This window comes from Pedobacter frigoris, from assembly GCF_032678645.1.
GTDB classification, from domain to species: domain Bacteria; phylum Bacteroidota; class Bacteroidia; order Sphingobacteriales; family Sphingobacteriaceae; genus Pedobacter; species Pedobacter frigoris_A.
The window spans coordinates 682,619-699,693 of the sequence record NZ_JAVTSP010000001.1 but is presented as its reverse complement, the minus strand read 5'-3'; the positions used below and the strand labels follow the sequence as shown (position 1 = coordinate 699,693).

Genomic DNA, 17,075 nt, shown 5'->3' with positions numbered 1-17,075 from the left:
GTGTTTCAAAGTTAGTAGATAGGTTTTATTTAAGCAAGAGCTTTAAATAGTTCAGAAGATATTAATATCTTAGATCTGCTTTTCTGATATGGCATGTTATTGTACTTAGACCGACAAAGAAATGAATAAAGAAATTCAGGCTTATAATGATTTGCAATCCACAGAAGATCAAGAGATCTGTAATTTATTGGCGGGGGAAATTGATAAGAGCCTGCATGAGGCTGAAAATAAGATCTGGCACCGTCATCCAGTTTGGTTTTTGGATGGCAATCCTATTGTGGGCTATAGCAAGCTTAAAGGCTGCGTACGCTTAATGTTTTGGAGTGGCGCAAGTTTCGAAGAGGAGCAACTGAAGATAGGTACAGGGAAGTTTAAAGATGCTTCAATTCCATATACCTCAGTAAGTCAGATTAACTTATCAGACCTGAAGCGCTGGCTGGAAAAGTCGAGGGAAATACAGTGGGATTACAAGAATGTGGTGAAACGAAAAGGTGTATTGATACGTTTAAATTAGTGATTTGAGATGGAACCATTAAAAGAAATGTTTAACCGGGCATTTTATCAGCATTTTGCCGGTGTATTTGCTGATGCTGACCGGAACTTCAATACGGCAGAATTTTTAGAGGATGTGACTGTCAAACTGGATGAACTGGAACTGAACGGAAGACTTCGCAATACGTCTGTAACTTTAAGAAAATATTTACCGGATAATTTTGAAAAGGCTGTTGACATACTTTATAAAGCAGCTCCTGCATTAAGAAGAGGATATACAGCTTTGGTGCTGCCTGATTTTATAGCGCTTTATGGTAAGGAGCATTTCGATCTTTCTATGGAAGCGCTTAAAGATTTTACTTCGCTTGGCTCTTCAGAATTTGCGATCAGAGAATTTTTAAAAACTGATTTGGATAAAACCCTGAAAGTAATGAGTTACTGGGCGGAGCACCCTGACGAGCACGTGCGCAGACTGGCATCGGAGGGGGCCAGGCCTCGTTTGCCCTGGTCATTTAAACTGGAACAGATCATAAAAGATCCTTCGCTTACTACGGGTATCCTGGAAAGGCTCAAAGCAGATGAAGCGCCTTATGTTCGCAAATCCGTAGCAAATCACCTGAATGATATATCTAAAGATAATGCCTCTTATATGCTGCAACTGGTTAAGGCCTGGGATACTGATAATGTACATACCCGCTGGATCATTAAACATGCCAGTCGTACACTTATAAAAAAAGGTGATCAGGATTCATTGTCCTTGTTTGATTTTGAAAAGGATGTGAAACTGAGTATTGATAACTTTAGCATCAGTTCGCATCATGTCCAACTGGGAGAGGAGCTGCAGGTCAATTTTGAAGTGAAAAGTTTAAAAGACACACCTCAAAAGCTGGTTATTGATTATGCCATTCATTATGTAAAGGCTTCAGGCGAGCATTCAAGAAAAGTGTTTAAACTGAAGGAAATAAACTTATTGCCAGATCAAACTGTAGCGGTCTCGAAACGGCAGATTTTTAAGGATATGACCACACGCAAGCATTATGCAGGAAAGCATATCATCGAGATCATCATTAATGGGAAGGATTACGGCAGTAAGGAGTTCAATCTTGTTACACAACAGATATGACTAAAGCAAAATTGAAATACGCTGGCTTAATTCTCCTAATAATAATGATGGGCCTTTTATCGAGGAAGGTTCAGGTAATTCCAGTAGCTACAGGAGATGCGTTATGGGCTATGATGATCTTTTTCATCCTAAGATTTCTGTTTATTAATGTTAGTATCAGAACAATCGTTCTCTTCAGCTTATTAATATGCTGTTTGGTTGAGGTCAGTCAGCTTTATCAGGAAGAATGGATTAATAATTTACGACAGACAATCTTAGGACGATTGATTTTAGGTCAGGGATTTTTATGGAGCGATCTTCTGGCATATGCTGTTGGGATTTTCGTCGGTTGTTTAATAGAACTGGGTTTACAAAAAAAGATTAAAGCATTAAATGTATCTTAGCATTTTTTAATGAAAATGGAAGTTACGGTACATAAGAATTTTAAACTCGCGGCATATTTAATTTTTGCATCAATAGTAATTGATTTGGCAGGAGGGTTCATCCAATACAACAATAACCCTGATTTTGATATCGCTACTATAGTTGAGGTTGCATTATTATTTATGACGTTTGGCTACTTTACAATCATCGGAAAGCCCTGGATCAAATGGGTAATATTGATGGTGACTGTTCTTAGTGTATTTCCTTTGATTACATCAAAAGAAGTATTTAGCGATGCCAGTCCATTTTACTTCTCACAGCTTTTCTCCGGGTTTTTGAAGATTACTTCGTTTTTTGTGTTATTATTTGTTCCGCAGGAAAAGTAATTGAGTAGCCAGGACATTCTTATTGTTGTCCAGAACATCCTGAAGGTTTTTATGTTATACGTAAATGAAAACACCTGGATCTAAAGACTGGCAGTTTCGTCTGCACGAGGTTATTTACGAATCTAATACTCCCGCGGGTAAGTTGTTCGATGTAGCTTTATTAATTGCTATTTTTACAAGTATTGCAGTCGTAATGCTTGATAGTGTTCAAAGTTTGCACTTGAAATATGGTAATCTGTTTTCAAATCTGGAATGGATATTTACGGGACTTTTTACAATTGAATATTTACTGAGACTCATTTGTATTAAAAAGCCATTCCGGTATGTTTTTAGTTTGCTGGGTATTATAGATATGATTGCGCTGATTCCATCTTATCTGAGTTTCTTTTTTATTGGAGCGCAATCCTTGCTGGTGTTTAGAGCGCTTAGATTGCTTCGGATATTCAGGATCTTTAAGCTGGGACATTTTCTCACAGAGATCAATTTCCTAACCACTGCGCTGAAGGGGAGTGTCAGAAAGATCAGCATTTTTTTGCTAACCGTTTTGATGCTCACTGTAATCCTTGGATCAATTATGTATCTGGTGGAAAAGCGGGAAAATGGCTTTTCCAATATTCCGGAAAGTATCTACTGGGCAATTGTAACCATCACTACGGTTGGTTATGGAGATATTTCACCCATTACGCCAATGGGCAAATTTGTAGCTTCTGTGGTGATGCTAATCGGTTATTCAATTATAGCTGTTCCTACGGGAATATTGACCCATGATCTCGCTATGCTGGCGCGTCAGAAAAAGGAATTACCCGAGTCATGTCCAACCTGTAGCAGGGAAGGACATGATTTGGATGCAGAGTTCTGTAAATATTGCGGGGCGTCGCTAATGAGAGATTAGCGCTACTCTATCCAAGATTCTATATCTGAATGAGTCGTCAATAGCGTCCATATTGCGCTCGCAGCCGGCCGGCTTTCAGACCTTTTTAAAAGCTTTACTATGATATGTAGATGTGTCTACCGTAGACCCTGGTGATTTTATGTGCTTAATGCTGAACAAATAACACTACAATTTATTAACTTTATCAACGATAATAATTACATGTCTGCATATTCCAAAAATACCGATCCGGAATTACTGACGCTATTAAAAGCGGGTGATCAGGATGCCTTTGCGGAATTATTTGACAGATAGAATCGGCTACTTTACGTAAATGCCTGTAAGTTGCTTGAAGACAAAGAAGAAGCGAGGGATGTAGTACAGGAAATATTTATCTCACTTTGGGAAAACCGGACAAAGATATTTGTGAAAAGTAATTTTGCAGGGTTCCTCTATACCATTATCCGTAACCGGATTTTTGATAAACTTTCTCATAAAAAGGTTGAATTCAAGTATCTGGAATCGATGAAGCAATTTAAATCTATTGAGGAAGAAGGTACAGACGATTTATTGCGTACCAGGCAGTTGCAGACAATTATAGAAAAGGAAATATCGTTTCTGCCAGATAAAATGCGGGAGATTTTTGAATTGAGCCGTAAACAACACCTGAGCCATAAGGAGATTGCCCAGCAGCTGGATGTTTCCGAGAAAACGGTGAAGAACCAGGTCAATAATGCATTGAAAATTTTGAGGACTAAACTTGGTATGATTTCCTATTTACTGCCTTTTATATAAAATTTAATTTTCTTCTGGGCCCTAAGTCTTTGCTTGCCGTCTTGCTATTGTACTTCAATTATATTTTGAATAATGAGCCAGACAGAGATCAAACATTTACTGGAAAAATACAGAATAGGACAATGCACTGAGAAAGAGCAGGCATTGTTAGATTCTTGGTATTTGCAGCAATTGGATAAACCAGCTAACATTTCTCTTGATGAGATCAGGAATGCTGAAACTCAGATCAGGTCTGAAGTATTTAAACATATCAAATCAAGTCAGCAACGAAATTCCAGGAAATTATGGGCCGCCGGAATTGCTGCGTCTTTACTGGTTGTTATGGGACTGGCTTTAGGGCAGTATTTTTTCAATAAAGAACAAAAGGATACCAAAGGCAGTGAAATTGCTTATTTAAATGATGTTGCACCGGGGAAGAATCAGGCTGTTTTGCAATTAGCTAATGGAAGAACCATTGAGCTTAGCGATACCAAAACAGGGGTAGTATTTAACGGTGCGAGTGCGACTTACGATGATGGCAGTGCGTTAAATACATCGTCTAGCATCGGAAGAAATAATCAGATTGTCAGCGCAACTACTCCAAAAGGGGGAACCTACAGAATTGTACTTTCTGACGGTACTAAGGTATGGTTGAATGCTGCTTCTTCATTGAAATTTCCTCAATCTTTTGAAAATACATCCGTAAGAAGGGTGGAATTAAAAGGGGAAGGATATTTCGAAGTAGCCAAGGTAACCGGGAATGGGCAGAAGCGGAAGCCTTTTATTGTAGTAACCGATAAACAGGAAGTAGAGGTATTGGGCACCCATTTCAATGTCAGTAGCTATGATGATGATACAGATACTAAAACTACGCTGCTGGAGGGAGCAGTTAAGGTTACGGCAATAAATCATCAGAAGTCATTGAACAACGAGATTGTTTTGAAGCCAGGAAATCTTTCGGTGTTGAAAGGAAGTAAATTTACAGTTTCGGAAGTTGATACAGAAGAAGCTGTAGCATGGAAAAACGGAGAGTTTCTTTTTAAGAATGAAGAATTATCCAGTATTATGCGCAAAATTTCCCGCTGGTATGATGTAGAAGTAATCTACGAAGGCGAATTTGCCAACATGCAGTTTGGGGGAGGCGTATCCAGGTTTAAAAATATATCAGAAGTACTGAGAAAATTCGAATTAACAGGAAAAATTCACTTTAAAATTGAAGGAAGGAGAATTATCGTTATGCCATAAACTTTACACAACACATCGCATATATGATAAGATAAACAACCGGAAGTGATTGGACCCACTCCCGGCACGTCTATGGTTATCATCAAAAATTGTAGTCACACAACCGAATCAACTAACCACAAACATTCAAATGTATGAAATTTTACATTCAATTGAAGCGTGAGCGATTTGCTTATTGCAAAGGGCTGATGCTTTCCAAAAAAACGATCATGCGAATAAACCTAACCTGTATAATATTGATGCTAACACTGTTGCAGGTAAGCGCGTCTGGTTTTGCCCAGAAAATCAGTTTGTCCGAAAAGAACATCACTTTACAACAGCTTTTCAAAGAGATTAAAACCCAGAGTGGATATGATTTCTTGTACGAAACCGGTGAATTGAGAAATGCAAAGCGTGTCAATATCGACGTTGTTAATGAGGACCTTAAGAAGGTATTGGACGAAATCTTCTTATCACAGCCATTGACCTATTCAATAGATCAGAACACCATAGTAATCAGGAAAAAAGACAGGCAGAGATTCGAAAGTGTATTTGAATTTCTGAAACTTATAAATATTAAAGGAAAAGTAACTGATGCAAATGGTCTTTTACTGTCTGGCGCAACCATTCAGGTAAAAGGCGGTGGCCGGGGGATAATTACCGACGCTCAGGGAGAATTTGAAATGAATAACGTCAATAAAGGACAAGTACTGGTTGTTTCCTTTGTTGGGTATAAAACCAAAGAGGTCACAGTAGGGGATTCCGAAAATATAACGGTTGTTCTGGAATTAAACCCAGCCCAGCTGGAAGCTGTTACTGTAGTAAGTACTGGTTATCAGACGCTTTCCAAGGAGCGTGCAACCGGATCATACGACGTAGTTGGACAGGAGATCTTATCCAAGAGACCAGTTTCTAATATTTCTACCGCACTTCAGGGTACCGTGGCTGGCTTGCAGGCTAGAGAAAATCAGGATGGTAGTGTTTCCTTTTTATTAAGGGGTGCTGGTACGATGAGTACGAATGCATCCCAACCGCTTAATGTAACGCAACCCCTGGTAGTGGTCGATGGCTTTGCCATTGCTGGTTTTGATTTTAATAACATCAATCAGAATGATGTGGAATCAATCACTGTTTTAAAAGATGCCGCTGCTTTGTCTATTTGGGGATCGAGGGGTGCAAATGGCGTAATTGTCATTCAAACGAAAAAGGCTAAAGGGGGCAAATCTCAAGTTGATGTTCAGGCATTCACTCGTGTCTCAGATATGATAAATCTTGATCAGGTTATGAGGCAGGCCAACTCTGCAGATCATATTAAATATGAAAAGCTTGCTTTTGACAGAAATTTGTTCCTGTCCCAATATGCAGGCGGCTTCATGGAAATTGGAAAGTCCCTTACCTTAGCTCAGGAGCAAATGTTTGCTTTCAAAAACGGCAGCATTACAGAAACACAAATGAATGCAGAATTGGCCCGCTTGAGTGCAATTGACAACCGATCGCAGCTACGAGAGCAATTGATGCAGCGCGCGTTGGTGAACCAGGCCAATATCAATTTCTTAGGCGGTAATGATAAACTGCAAACAGCGGCGTCTTTGCTGTATGAGAATAATCAGGAAGGGTTTAAATATAGAGGTTACGACAGGTTCGTGTTAAATGTCAATAACAGTTTTAACGCTACGCGCTTCCTGAGTTTGAACTTTGGAGTAAACGTTTCTTATAGAAAAAATAATGCAAGCGGTTCCAGTGTTGGTGAACTAGAAGGACTCTCACCCTATGAATTGTTATTGAACGACGACGGAAGTTATGGCGTAAACCTGCGGAATTATAACCGCCTGGAGATGGGTAAGCTACCTTTAGGTAGTTTTCCTTATCAGGATTGGAGTTATAACTTGTTAAGAGAAGTTCGTGGCAGGGAATTAATAAACGACAATATCAGTGCACGTTTTCAGGGTGGAATCAATGTGAGAATTCTAAGCGGGTTGAGCTTTGACGGTAAAGTTCAATACGAAAGGCGTAAGACAACCTCAAGTTCAGGTTATAACGAAGAGACATTTGAAGTAAGAAATCAGGTAAATACTTATGTGGAGTATAACGATGCAACCAAGGTAGTTGGCAGAACATTCATCCCTAAAGGCGGCATCCTGCGCTCAAGTCAGGGAGAATACGAAGGCTTAAGTTTACGAGCTCAGTTCAACTATGATAAAGTAATAGACGGGCGGCATCAGATTACTGCAGTAGCAGGTACAGAGGTTGTAGACGAGCTCACTACCGGAATAACTAATCCTACAGCTTATGGATATTTTCCTGAAAAAAACCAGGTAACCACGCCGCCATATGGTTATGGCAGCGCAGTAGATCAACTGCGTACATTTACCTCAACCACAGCGGCGGCTACCATCGCTGGCGGTAATACCGTCCTCTCCTGGGGATCTAATCGTTTGGCAGGTTTCTATGGAAATTTTTCTTACAGTTTTGACGGTAAATATACCTTGTCAGGCAGCGCAAGGAGTGATGCATCAAACTTCGTTACTGATGATCCAAAGTTGAGATGGACACCTTTATGGCACATTGGTGCGATGTGGAATATTGGTAGTGAAGAGTTTATGAAGCCGCTAACCTGGCTGGACCGTTTAAATGTTCGCTTCACATACGGAAGCACCGGATATGCTAATCAAACTGTTTCTACCAAAACACTGATTAGCATAAGCACCTCACCAAGCACGATAACCAACACAATAACCGGTACACTAGGTACCCCTGGTAATGCGTTTTTACGTTGGGAACGTACTTATTCTACCAATCTGGCCGTAGATTTTTCAATGTTTAGCAGAAGATTATCCGGCAAGGTGGAGGTTTATAACAAGGACGGAAGGGATATTGTAGGAAATATTTCATTGCCGGCAGTTACTGGAGCAACAAGTGCGCGCGTGAATAACGCCGGTATCTCTAACAGAGGTATTGAAATTGAACTGGGAACTTTGGTAAATATCAACCGTGATTTTACGTACAATACAAACATTACCTATTCTTATAACCAAAACAAGATTACAAAACTGTTCTTTCCAGCATTGCTGTCTTTTGACATGCTTGCAGGTCAATATGTTGAAGGACGACCTGTAGGCTCTGTGTATTCTTATAAATATCTTGGAATGATTGATGGAGTTCCACATGTAGAAGGACCGAATCAAATCCCGTCCAGCATGAATTCGGTTGCACTGCATAACACGGGTTTAGGCCGGACATTTTTACAATATGAAGGTACCAGCATTCCTCCGCATACTTTAGGCTGGATCAACAATTTCAGGTACAAGAATTTTAACCTCATGACAGTCGTTACAGGAACAATGGGCGGCAAGTTCCGCAGGCCTATATTTAACTATGCTACTGTTGTAGGTAGCAGTAAGACTACCGTAGATCGCTTCGTAGCAGATGTCTTTGCCGGTGATCCAAGTATTCCGCAGTTTCCTAAGTTAGATGAACTGAATTTTTATTTGTGGGACAGGTATACGCCTAACTTAGATGGACTGGTGGAAAGTTCTTCCTTCATTGAACTTAAAGAGATCAATTTAGAATACTCGCTTCCGAAATCAATAGCCAATAAAGTAAGTCTCAGCAACATCAGGTTATTTGCGCAGGCCAGAAATTTAGGGCTGCTTTATACCAACAACAGTGAAAATTATCATCCTGAATGGTTGCCAGGAACTTATCGGCCAGTTAGAAACTATACGTTAGGTTTAAATCTTCAATTTTAAATTTTAAGCTATGAAATCATCATATATCACAACACTAGGCATTATGTTACTGCTGACCGGTGTTGGCTGCACTAAATTCCTTGAAAAGGAACCCGCCAGACAAACTACTATACAAACTGTAGATCAAATGCGCGCGCTGATGGATAATCCTAATGCATCAGCCGGTAATGGGTTCTATGAAGAGAACAACTCTACTGTTGCATTTTCAACAGATGATACTGAAATACCTGCCGATGTATTTGCTGCTAATGTCTCGCGATTAGGTGGCGACAGGCTCTTGTATTACACGTTTGACGTCGATCAAATTATTGGACTTTCGGGCGATCCGTTATGGACGGGAGAATATCGGAAAATATTTGTCGCGAATACCGTGCTTGACAATCTTAATGAAGCAATCGGAACGGCCGCCGAGAAGGCAGCCTTAAAAGCAGATGCCCACTTTTATCGTGCGTATTCCTATTGGGTGTTGGCTAACTATTACTGCCTTCCATACAGCCAGGCAAATTTGGCCAGTCCAGGCTTGACATTAAAAAAGACATCTAACATGGAGGAATCGTTAAAGCGTGCTACCCTGGACGAGACCTACCAGTTTATTCTGTCTGAATTGAACGAAGCTATGAACGTCAGTACTGTTGACGTTGATCCTACAAAGAGATGGCGCGTAACCAAAAGAACGGTGGACGCCATGTTGAGCCGCTATTACCTATGTATTGGCGACTATCCTAATGCACTAGATTATGCAAACAAGGCGCTGGCCTCAACCAATGTGGTTTTAAAGGACTATAAAACTATTGTTGCTGCGCCACCAATAGCTTACACAAATCCTACGGCATCTCTAGAGGTCCCAGAAACCTACAATTGGACAGCTGTTCAATATATTCCCTGGCCAGAGTTGTATTATCCAAGGTTTGCATACACGGCTAATCAATTTTACATGCCAAGTGCTTCGTTAAGAGCGTTATATGAGGGTCAGAATGATTTACGGTACAAGTGGTTTGTGATTGAAAATGGGGGTAGAAGATTTAGTATTGTAACACCTCAAACTTTCAGGTATGTACAATTTGATGATGGCCGACGTATAGTTTCCGGACTTTCGCGTGCTGAAATGTTACTGAACAAGGCGGAAGCGCTGGCCCGTACCAATAAGCCTGCAGAAGCAATGAGCGCCGTTAATGAATTAAGGTCAAAACGGTTTACTAACCCGACGGATTTAACCGCCGCAAATACGGATCAGGCTATCGCTAATGTGCTTGCTGAACGGCGGAGAGAATTTCCTTTTGCTATGCGTTGGATCGACATCAGGAGATTTAGTGTCAACAACTATCCCGCTGATGACGTATCCATTACTCGTGACTTCTTTCAGATGAATGGAAATACTGTTGATGTAACTACGCCAAAAACATTTACGCTACCGGTAGGTAGCAGGCGATACGCAGTGCCTATTAATGGTTTAGATGTGAGTGCCAGCAATGGGCAAATCCCACAGAACACTTATTAAAATAATTTAATATGAAACGATTTATTGTAATACTTGCTGTTTTCGCTTTGAGCATCCAGGTGTATGGCCAAAAGCAAGCTCCTTTGCAGAAGCTCCGGGTATTGTATGTAGGTGGCTCAGCAAATTGGGAAGCTGCATATTTTGTGGGTAAACCTGATGAACTGAAGGCGGATGTAGCTCAACGCATGTCTTCATTTGAGTCTATGTTAAAGCGTTATTTTACAGAAGTTAAAGTTGTTGATGCGTCTACGTATAATCAGTCCCTATCAGACCAGTACGATGTGACGGTTATGGATGGTACGCCTAAGGCGATTAACCCAAGGCAGAATATTACCGATGCTTCTGGTAAATTAACTAAAATAATTCCTGCAGCTTATCTTACCGAGGATTTTAACAAGCCTATGCTTTTTATCGGTGAACTGGGTGAGAAGATGGGTAGGAGCATAGGACTTAAGCTGGATTGGTATTGCCTTTGTCTTGATGCCGATGCGCATAACATGCGTAAAGATCATCAGATTTTTAAAGGTCCATTCCCGGTTAAGATGACCATGGTTACAAAACCCACTCCGGAGGATGCGTTCCATTATGAGTATTTCTTAGGAAAGAAGACACCGGAGACGCTTCCCATGTGGAAAGTACAGACTAAGGGGTATATTACTGATAAAAACTTTAGGATAGGTATGGTTGCCCGTCCATGGGGATTTGAAGATTCGCCAGATGCGGAATTTATATCCAGTGGTGTTTGTCAGAAAACACTGGATGCCGTTGCACTGGGGCGCCATGGAAATTTCTTTCACTGGGGTTTTGCGGCCTCTCCTGAATTCATGACAGAAGAAGCACAAGTGGTATTGGCTAATTCGATTGCTTATATTTCTAAATTCAATGGCAAAGGAGTCATTGCCCGAAAATATTTAGACCGTCGTGCGACCAGAGAGTACCTTAAAGAGCGAAAATATCTTGTCACTAAAGCTGCATATGAAGTAAGACTAGCTTCAGAAGAAAAATTTGCAAAACAGATGCTCGCGGAGAAAGCAACTGCGGAAGCAAAGAAAGCAAATGGGGAAACGCTTGATCAGACTGCTCAAATGGCTTTAAACTATAAGGCCAGTCCATCACAGTCTTATGAGAGCTTTTTAAAGGGAAGGTATAGTGATCTCTTCGATAAATTTGGTACAGACGAAGCTGCTTATGCCAGATATTTTGATGAAAATAAGGACTATTTCTATTCGGAAGATGAGATGTATAAAATCAACATTGATGAAGATGTAAAGAGTTTGGGTATTCCATATTACGACAAAAAAATACTGGATAAGGCCATCGGTATGCTGGAAAGTGGAAATGACGTAGCCAAAGGCAAACGGATTTTAAACCGGTATACTCTGGTGAATTTTGATACTACAGCCCAATGGCGTGCCTGGTTTGATAAATATAAATCTAAAATGTTCTTTACGGAAACCGGCGGCTATTATTTTATGATTGATACCTATGATAAAACTGTTCCCGGAAATCAATATAAAAAACCAGGTGTACAAAAGGTATCGTACAATAAAATTCAAACCGGAAAAACCAGTCATGAAAATGCGGTTGCCGTTGCAACAGGGATGGTAGATTTAGGTAATAATAAAAAGGAGATTGTGATTAAGTTTAAGGTACATTCTGGTTACCATATGTATGCGAATGTAGCTAAAGAGGATCCCTATATCGTCACCGAGGTGAAAATAAATTTGCCTGCCGGATATAGAAAAGTCGGCGAGCTGCGTATGCCAAGCTTTAATTATTTCAATGACAAGGGTACAACCATTTATGAGAACGAGATTATGTTTGTGCAGGAAGTTAGCGGCGATGGAAAAGGAGAAGCAGTTTGTTCGGTAAGTTATCAGTGCTGTGATTCGCAGATCTGCTTTCCACCAGTGATTGGTGATAAGTATAAGGTGGAAATTAATTAAAAGTCAAGACTTTATTAAATACTAAATAGTAATCATGATCTTAAATAGTATGAAACTAGGCAAAATGGCTTTAATAGTCATTTTTTTAACTGCAGCAATGCCTGTAGCATTTGGTCAGAGACCCAATAAAAGTGAAATTATTACGGATAAGGCTGAACTAGCCAAATTACAGACTGCAGTCGAAGCTAGTCCGGACAGCTTGAAAGTGCACACCGCTTTTATCAAAGCCATGGGTACTGATAATCCAGAACTGGAAAAGCAATATGAAGTATGGATGACAAAATATCCAAAATCTGCGATGGTCCCTTATGCGCTGGGAAAAGCGTATGAAGATCAGGAAAGTCCGAAGGCTAAGCCATATCTATTAAAAACAGTTGCACTTGATCCTAAGTTTACAGAAGCCTGGGGAGGGCTATGGATTGATGCAGAACGCTGGGGAGATTTTGCAGGAGGAAGAGACTATCTTGCTAAGGCGGTAGCTTCTGATCCTTCAAATCCAAATTATAATTTCTACTACGCTTCTTCATTTAGTGGTGCAGATGAGGCCAAATATAGGGAGCTTAGTCTTGCGGTTGCGAAGAAATTTCCTTCGCATGAAAGAGGTGCACAGGCTTTGTACTGGTTAGGCGCGCGATCTAAAAAAGTAGCAGATAAAATGAAATATTTTGAATTGCTCCGTAAGAGTTATTCACCATTAAAATTTAACTGGTCTGCGAGTGGTATGTCTTCCTATTATGATATATTGCTTTCAGAGAACCCTGCTAAAGCGATAACATTGGCCAAAGAGATGGCTAAAGATGCAGAGAAGCAAAAAGAATGGTCTAATTTAGCATTGCAGGCGCAAAATGTTGCTGCTGCCAAAAAACTGATTGCAGCGAAGAAGCCCGGAGAGGCGAAAGCAGCGTTAAATAAAATCAAATTACCGAGGTATTTTAGCTTCAATAAAGAAATTGTCTTGTTGAAAGCTAAAGCAGATGATATTGCAGGTAATACGGGCGCTGCTTATGATAGTTTGATCGTTGCATTTGGCAAAGCACCTTCGCTTAGGGTTAAGTCAGTGATAAAAAGCTATGGAGCTAAACTGGGTAAACAAGAAGAGCGGGTTGAAGCAGACATATGGAATAGATTGGATGGTGTAGCTAAAGCAGCTACGCCATTTACGCTGAAGCAATACTTCAAACCTGAGAGTGCTTCTTTGTCTGATTATAAAGGTAAGGTGGTGTTGCTGACTTACTGGTTCCCGGGCTGCGGACCCTGCCGTGGTGAATTCCCGCACTTTGAAAATGTAGTAAGGAAATTCAAAGGAAAAGATTTGGAATATATCGGTATCAATATCGTGTCTGATCAGAATGATTATGTGGTGCCGTTTATGAAAAGCAGTGGTTATAGTTTTACCCCGCTGGAAGAGGTTAAGGGAAGGACTAAAGGCAATTTGGATAATGGAGGCGCTGCTCCGACTAATTTTTTAATTGATCAGCAGGGACGTGTTGTTTTTTCTAACTTTAGGACGGACGGTGATAACGAGGATGATCTGGAGTTGATGATTAACCTGTTACTTGCAAGTAAAACTTTATAGATATGAAATTCTTGAAAAAAATAGCTTTATTATGCCTGGGCATATTTGCGCTTACACCAATATATGCTCAAAAAGGAGCGGGTTTTATCACACTTAAAGGGCAGTTGAAAGGTTTCAGTAATCAAGTGGAAGTCGAGGATATGTCTGAGTTTCAATACCTGTTGCCGCCATCCGCAGAACGCGTATTTGTGCCTGACGCCAACGGCAACTTTACTGTGAAATTTAAAGCCCAAGGACCCAATTACTACCGTTTAGGACGGAATGCGCTTTACTTAACTCCGGGTGATGATCTGGAAGTATTCATCGATAAGGGTAATCCAAAAACGGCCACATTTAAAGGCTTAGGTGCTGAAGCAAATGTTTATATGAAAGATACTCCTTTCCCGAAAGGTGGGTCTTTTATCGAAGCCGGAAAGCAAGTTAAGTCCACTCCGGAAGAAACCCTGACTGCGGTTGAAGCAATGGCCTCAGCACGTGCGAAAGAGCTGGCTTTGGTAACTAAAGTTAGTCCTGAATTCAAAAGACTGGAAACTGCACGCATTAAAGCAGACCTGATCAACAGTATGTATAGTGCTGAAACCTACGGACTCATGATGAAAAAACTGAAAGCCGATGGGACGCCGCTGTCATCTGAAGATTATAAGAAGGTAATTCAGCCAAAAGTTAAAGAACTCAATAAGAATTTTACAGATCCTTCCCTAATGAAACTGGTGGTTTATCGTGATGTTGCTGATGAGGTCATAAAAGAAGGAGGCAAACCAGCCGATATACAAGCTATTAAAGATTGGTATAGCAGTAGTGCATTGGTAAGAGAAATGCAGAAGATAAGCAACAAGCAACAGCTTGCTTTATTCAATCCGAAAGTTGCTGCCATTAAAACCCCTGGTTATAAGTCTGCAGTTACAAAAATGCTGCAACGTTTGATGGCCTTCGGAAAGGGAGATGCGGCTGCAGACTTCATGGCAGTTGATCTGGAAGGCAAAAAAGTAAATCTAAGCAGTTTAAAGGGTAAAGTGCTCTATGTGGATCTATGGGCTACGTGGTGTGGGCCCTGCATGCAGGAAATGCCGCATTACGATAAACTAAAGGAGAAGTATAAAGACAATCCGAATGTAGCTTTTGTATCTCTTTCTATTGACGACGGGGAAGAGCTTTGGAAAAAAAGTGTCAATAGCCGTAAGGCAGATGGCCATCAGTGGCTGATCAACAGATCAAAGTTAGATGCCTACAATATTGTCGGCATTCCAAGAACATTGTTGATTGACAAGGATTTTAAAATGGCAGATATGAATGCGCCAATGCCATCTGAGGCTGCCGCTTCAAAAGCGATTGACGAGTTGTTAAAGTAGTCATCAGGAAAGCACAAGGTCGGAGGCAATCAGTTTGCGACCTTGCGCTTTAATAGTCTCTAAGGAGCGATAATCGTAAACAGATATACCGCAAATATGACGAGCAATACAATTCCCTGAAGGATATTGGTCTTGCCGTTAGCCAGTGATAAGGTTACTGTAAATAATGACAGCAGGAGAAGTACTGTTGATTTGGTGTCAATTCCCAGTGTAATGGTAAGGCCTGTGATCATAGATACTGCTGCTACCGCAGGAATGGTTAGTCCGATGCTTGCCAGCGCAGAACCTAAAGCAAGATTGAGGCTGGTTTGTAAGCGGTTTTTACGCGCTGCCCGATAGGCAGCCATACCTTCCGGAAGCAGTACTACTGCAGCAATAATTACGCCTACGAGGGATTCCGGAGCTCCGGCATTGAGTACCGCAATTTCAATATCTTTGGCGAGTGATTTTGCCAGAATTACCACAATAGCTAAGCAGAGCAAAAGTATGACCATACTGACGATTGCCGTTTGTTTGCTCGGCGGGTCTGCATGGACCTCTTCATTACCATCAGTTTCTTTGGGAAGGAAATAATCTCTGTGTCTGAAAGTTTGCACCAATACAAATGTTCCATAAAGGACTAACGAAATAACAGCCACAAAACCAAGCTGAACATTGCTATATGAAGGCCCGGCTTCACTTGTGGTATAGTTTGGAAGTACCAATGTGAGTACCAGGATGGCAGTCAGGGTAATGAGTGCGGCGCTTACACCTTTAAGTCGAAAAGTTTGTTCTCTGAATTTTATGCCGCCGACAAAGAGGCATATTCCGGTGATCCCGGTCAAAATAATCATCACAGCGGCAAATACAGTATCCCGGGCGAGTACGGCGGTTTCCGGACCTCCGGACAGCATGATAGAAACAATTAATGCGACTTCTATAATCGTGATGGCCAATGCGAGAATAAGCGTACCAAAAGGTTCGCCAACACGGTGTGCTACAGTTTCAGCATGATGTACTGCGGCTAATACACTACCTATCAGACCTGCGCCCAGTATAAATTTGTAATAATCTCCAAAATTAAGAGAGAGCCCAAAATAAGCAATCCAGGCAAGGATGGGAGCGGCGATAGTCCAAATGGGAAGTGATAGTTTCTGCATATAAATAAATAGTAAGTTGTCAATCCCATCAATATAATATTTTTTGAGGGTTTTCACACGTCTTTTATTCAGATCACTTAATAGTTGTGTGATAGACGGATAATATCTAAATTGCGCTATTAGTATATTCAATCATGAAAAAGACATATATTTTAGTCGCATTTTTATTATTCGGGATTAGTGCCATTGCGAATGCTCAGCAAAAAATGCCGACCGCACAGGAGCTTACAGTAAAAAATGTAGATGAGATGGCAGAAAGGCTAAAGTTAAGTTCGACTCAAAAAAGCATCATCTACAATTATACTTTTGAAATGTATAAACAACAGCTTGATCTGGTAAAGAAACAGCAGGCTGGCACTTCTAAGGAAGAAGATATCAGTAAATTCTATAGGTTTCAAAATCAGACAAATGATAATATTAAAACCATTCTAAAAGGAGAGCAACTTCCTGAATTTGAGAAGCTGCAGGAAGAATGGCTGAATGGTGATAAGAATAAGAAGAAAAAGAAAAAAGGTAAGAAAGATCAGGAAGAAGTAGTGACTGGGATTGAAGGTCTGAAGAGCGGAATTAAACCTTAATCTCTTA

13 protein-coding genes and 1 pseudogene are annotated in these 17,075 nt (G+C 40.6%); 13 read left to right on the top strand and 1 reads right to left on the bottom strand.

What is annotated here, in order from left to right; translation table 11 throughout:
* The first annotated feature begins 121 nt into the window (after nt 1-121).
* The 12 genes and pseudogenes from R2Q78_RS03015 (at nt 122) to R2Q78_RS02960 (ending at nt 15,351) form a co-directional block, all read left to right on the top strand.
* The gene (locus R2Q78_RS03015; RefSeq protein WP_316788745.1) at nt 122-514 is read left to right on the top strand and encodes a DUF1801 domain-containing protein; all 393 of its coding nucleotides are present in this window, start codon (nt 122-124) and stop codon (nt 512-514) included.
* Nucleotides 515-523: 9 nt separating this feature from the next.
* Complete coding sequence (locus R2Q78_RS03010; protein ID WP_316788743.1) at nt 524-1,615, top strand: DNA alkylation repair protein; 1,092 nt, start codon at nt 524-526, stop codon at nt 1,613-1,615.
* Nucleotides 1,612-1,998, top strand: a complete 387-nt coding sequence (locus R2Q78_RS03005) for a DUF2809 domain-containing protein (RefSeq protein ID WP_316788741.1) — start codon at nt 1,612-1,614, stop codon at nt 1,996-1,998. The genes R2Q78_RS03010 and R2Q78_RS03005 overlap by 4 nt, the downstream gene beginning before the upstream one ends.
* Nucleotides 1,999-2,007: 9 nt before the next feature.
* Entirely contained in the window at nt 2,008-2,364 is a 357-nt protein-coding gene (locus R2Q78_RS03000) for a hypothetical protein (RefSeq protein ID WP_316788740.1), read from the top strand.
* Between the two features lie 64 nt (nt 2,365-2,428).
* Nucleotides 2,429-3,256, top strand: a complete 828-nt coding sequence (locus R2Q78_RS02995; protein WP_316788738.1) for an ion transporter — start codon at nt 2,429-2,431, stop codon at nt 3,254-3,256.
* A gap of 309 nt (nt 3,257-3,565) precedes the next feature.
* Nucleotides 3,566-4,030, top strand: a pseudogene (locus tag R2Q78_RS02990) (RNA polymerase sigma-70 factor); the annotation flags it as partial.
* Nucleotides 4,031-4,102: 72 nt separating this feature from the next.
* Nucleotides 4,103-5,254, top strand: coding sequence for a FecR family protein (locus tag R2Q78_RS02985; RefSeq protein WP_316788736.1), 1,152 nt, complete (start codon nt 4,103-4,105; stop codon nt 5,252-5,254).
* Nucleotides 5,255-5,388: 134 nt separating this feature from the next.
* A complete protein-coding gene (locus tag R2Q78_RS02980; protein ID WP_316788734.1) occupies nt 5,389-8,982 on the top strand; it encodes a SusC/RagA family TonB-linked outer membrane protein in 3,594 nt (1,197 codons plus the stop codon).
* Between the two features lie 10 nt (nt 8,983-8,992).
* Entirely contained in the window at nt 8,993-10,480 is a 1,488-nt protein-coding gene (locus R2Q78_RS02975; protein ID WP_316788732.1) for a RagB/SusD family nutrient uptake outer membrane protein, read from the top strand.
* 11 nt (nt 10,481-10,491) lie between these two features.
* A complete protein-coding gene (locus R2Q78_RS02970; RefSeq protein WP_316788730.1) occupies nt 10,492-12,426 on the top strand; it encodes a protein-disulfide reductase DsbD domain-containing protein in 1,935 nt (644 codons plus the stop codon).
* Between the two features lie 49 nt (nt 12,427-12,475).
* Complete coding sequence (locus R2Q78_RS02965) at nt 12,476-14,002, top strand: redoxin domain-containing protein (protein WP_316788728.1); 1,527 nt, start codon at nt 12,476-12,478, stop codon at nt 14,000-14,002.
* 2 nt (nt 14,003-14,004) lie between these two features.
* Nucleotides 14,005-15,351, top strand: a complete 1,347-nt coding sequence (locus tag R2Q78_RS02960) for a TlpA disulfide reductase family protein (RefSeq protein ID WP_316788727.1) — start codon at nt 14,005-14,007, stop codon at nt 15,349-15,351.
* Between the two features lie 59 nt (nt 15,352-15,410).
* Here R2Q78_RS02960 and R2Q78_RS02955 read toward each other — a convergent pair whose 3' ends face one another.
* Nucleotides 15,411-16,490 (bottom strand): ionic transporter y4hA, encoded by a 1,080-nt coding sequence (locus R2Q78_RS02955; RefSeq protein ID WP_316788725.1) that lies wholly within the window; start codon nt 16,488-16,490, stop codon nt 15,411-15,413.
* Nucleotides 16,491-16,624: 134 nt separating this feature from the next.
* On the opposite strand from R2Q78_RS02955, the gene R2Q78_RS02950 reads away from it, so the two are divergent.
* Entirely contained in the window at nt 16,625-17,068 is a 444-nt protein-coding gene (locus R2Q78_RS02950) for a hypothetical protein (protein WP_316788723.1), read from the top strand.
* Nucleotides 17,069-17,075: the final 7 nt, after the last annotated feature.

Excerpts from the sequence above, each read along its gene's own strand:
- R2Q78_RS03015 (WP_316788745.1), top strand. The coding sequence starts at position 122 with ATGAATAAAGAAATTCAGGCTTATAATGATTTGCAATCCACAGAAGAT.
- R2Q78_RS03010 (WP_316788743.1), top strand. The coding sequence starts at position 524 with ATGGAACCATTAAAAGAAATGTTTAACCGGGCATTTTATCAGCATTTT.
- R2Q78_RS03005 (WP_316788741.1), top strand. The coding sequence starts at position 1,612 with ATGACTAAAGCAAAATTGAAATACGCTGGCTTAATTCTCCTAATAATA.
- R2Q78_RS03000 (WP_316788740.1), top strand. The coding sequence starts at position 2,008 with ATGAAAATGGAAGTTACGGTACATAAGAATTTTAAACTCGCGGCATAT.
- R2Q78_RS02995 (WP_316788738.1), top strand. The coding sequence starts at position 2,429 with ATGAAAACACCTGGATCTAAAGACTGGCAGTTTCGTCTGCACGAGGTT.
- R2Q78_RS02985 (WP_316788736.1), top strand. The coding sequence starts at position 4,103 with ATGAGCCAGACAGAGATCAAACATTTACTGGAAAAATACAGAATAGGA.
- R2Q78_RS02980 (WP_316788734.1), top strand. The coding sequence starts at position 5,389 with ATGAAATTTTACATTCAATTGAAGCGTGAGCGATTTGCTTATTGCAAA.
- R2Q78_RS02975 (WP_316788732.1), top strand. The coding sequence starts at position 8,993 with ATGAAATCATCATATATCACAACACTAGGCATTATGTTACTGCTGACC.
- R2Q78_RS02970 (WP_316788730.1), top strand. The coding sequence starts at position 10,492 with ATGAAACGATTTATTGTAATACTTGCTGTTTTCGCTTTGAGCATCCAG.
- R2Q78_RS02965 (WP_316788728.1), top strand. The coding sequence starts at position 12,476 with ATGAAACTAGGCAAAATGGCTTTAATAGTCATTTTTTTAACTGCAGCA.
- R2Q78_RS02960 (WP_316788727.1), top strand. The coding sequence starts at position 14,005 with ATGAAATTCTTGAAAAAAATAGCTTTATTATGCCTGGGCATATTTGCG.
- R2Q78_RS02955 (WP_316788725.1), bottom strand. The coding sequence starts at position 16,490 with ATGCAGAAACTATCACTTCCCATTTGGACTATCGCCGCTCCCATCCTT.
- R2Q78_RS02950 (WP_316788723.1), top strand. The coding sequence starts at position 16,625 with ATGAAAAAGACATATATTTTAGTCGCATTTTTATTATTCGGGATTAGT.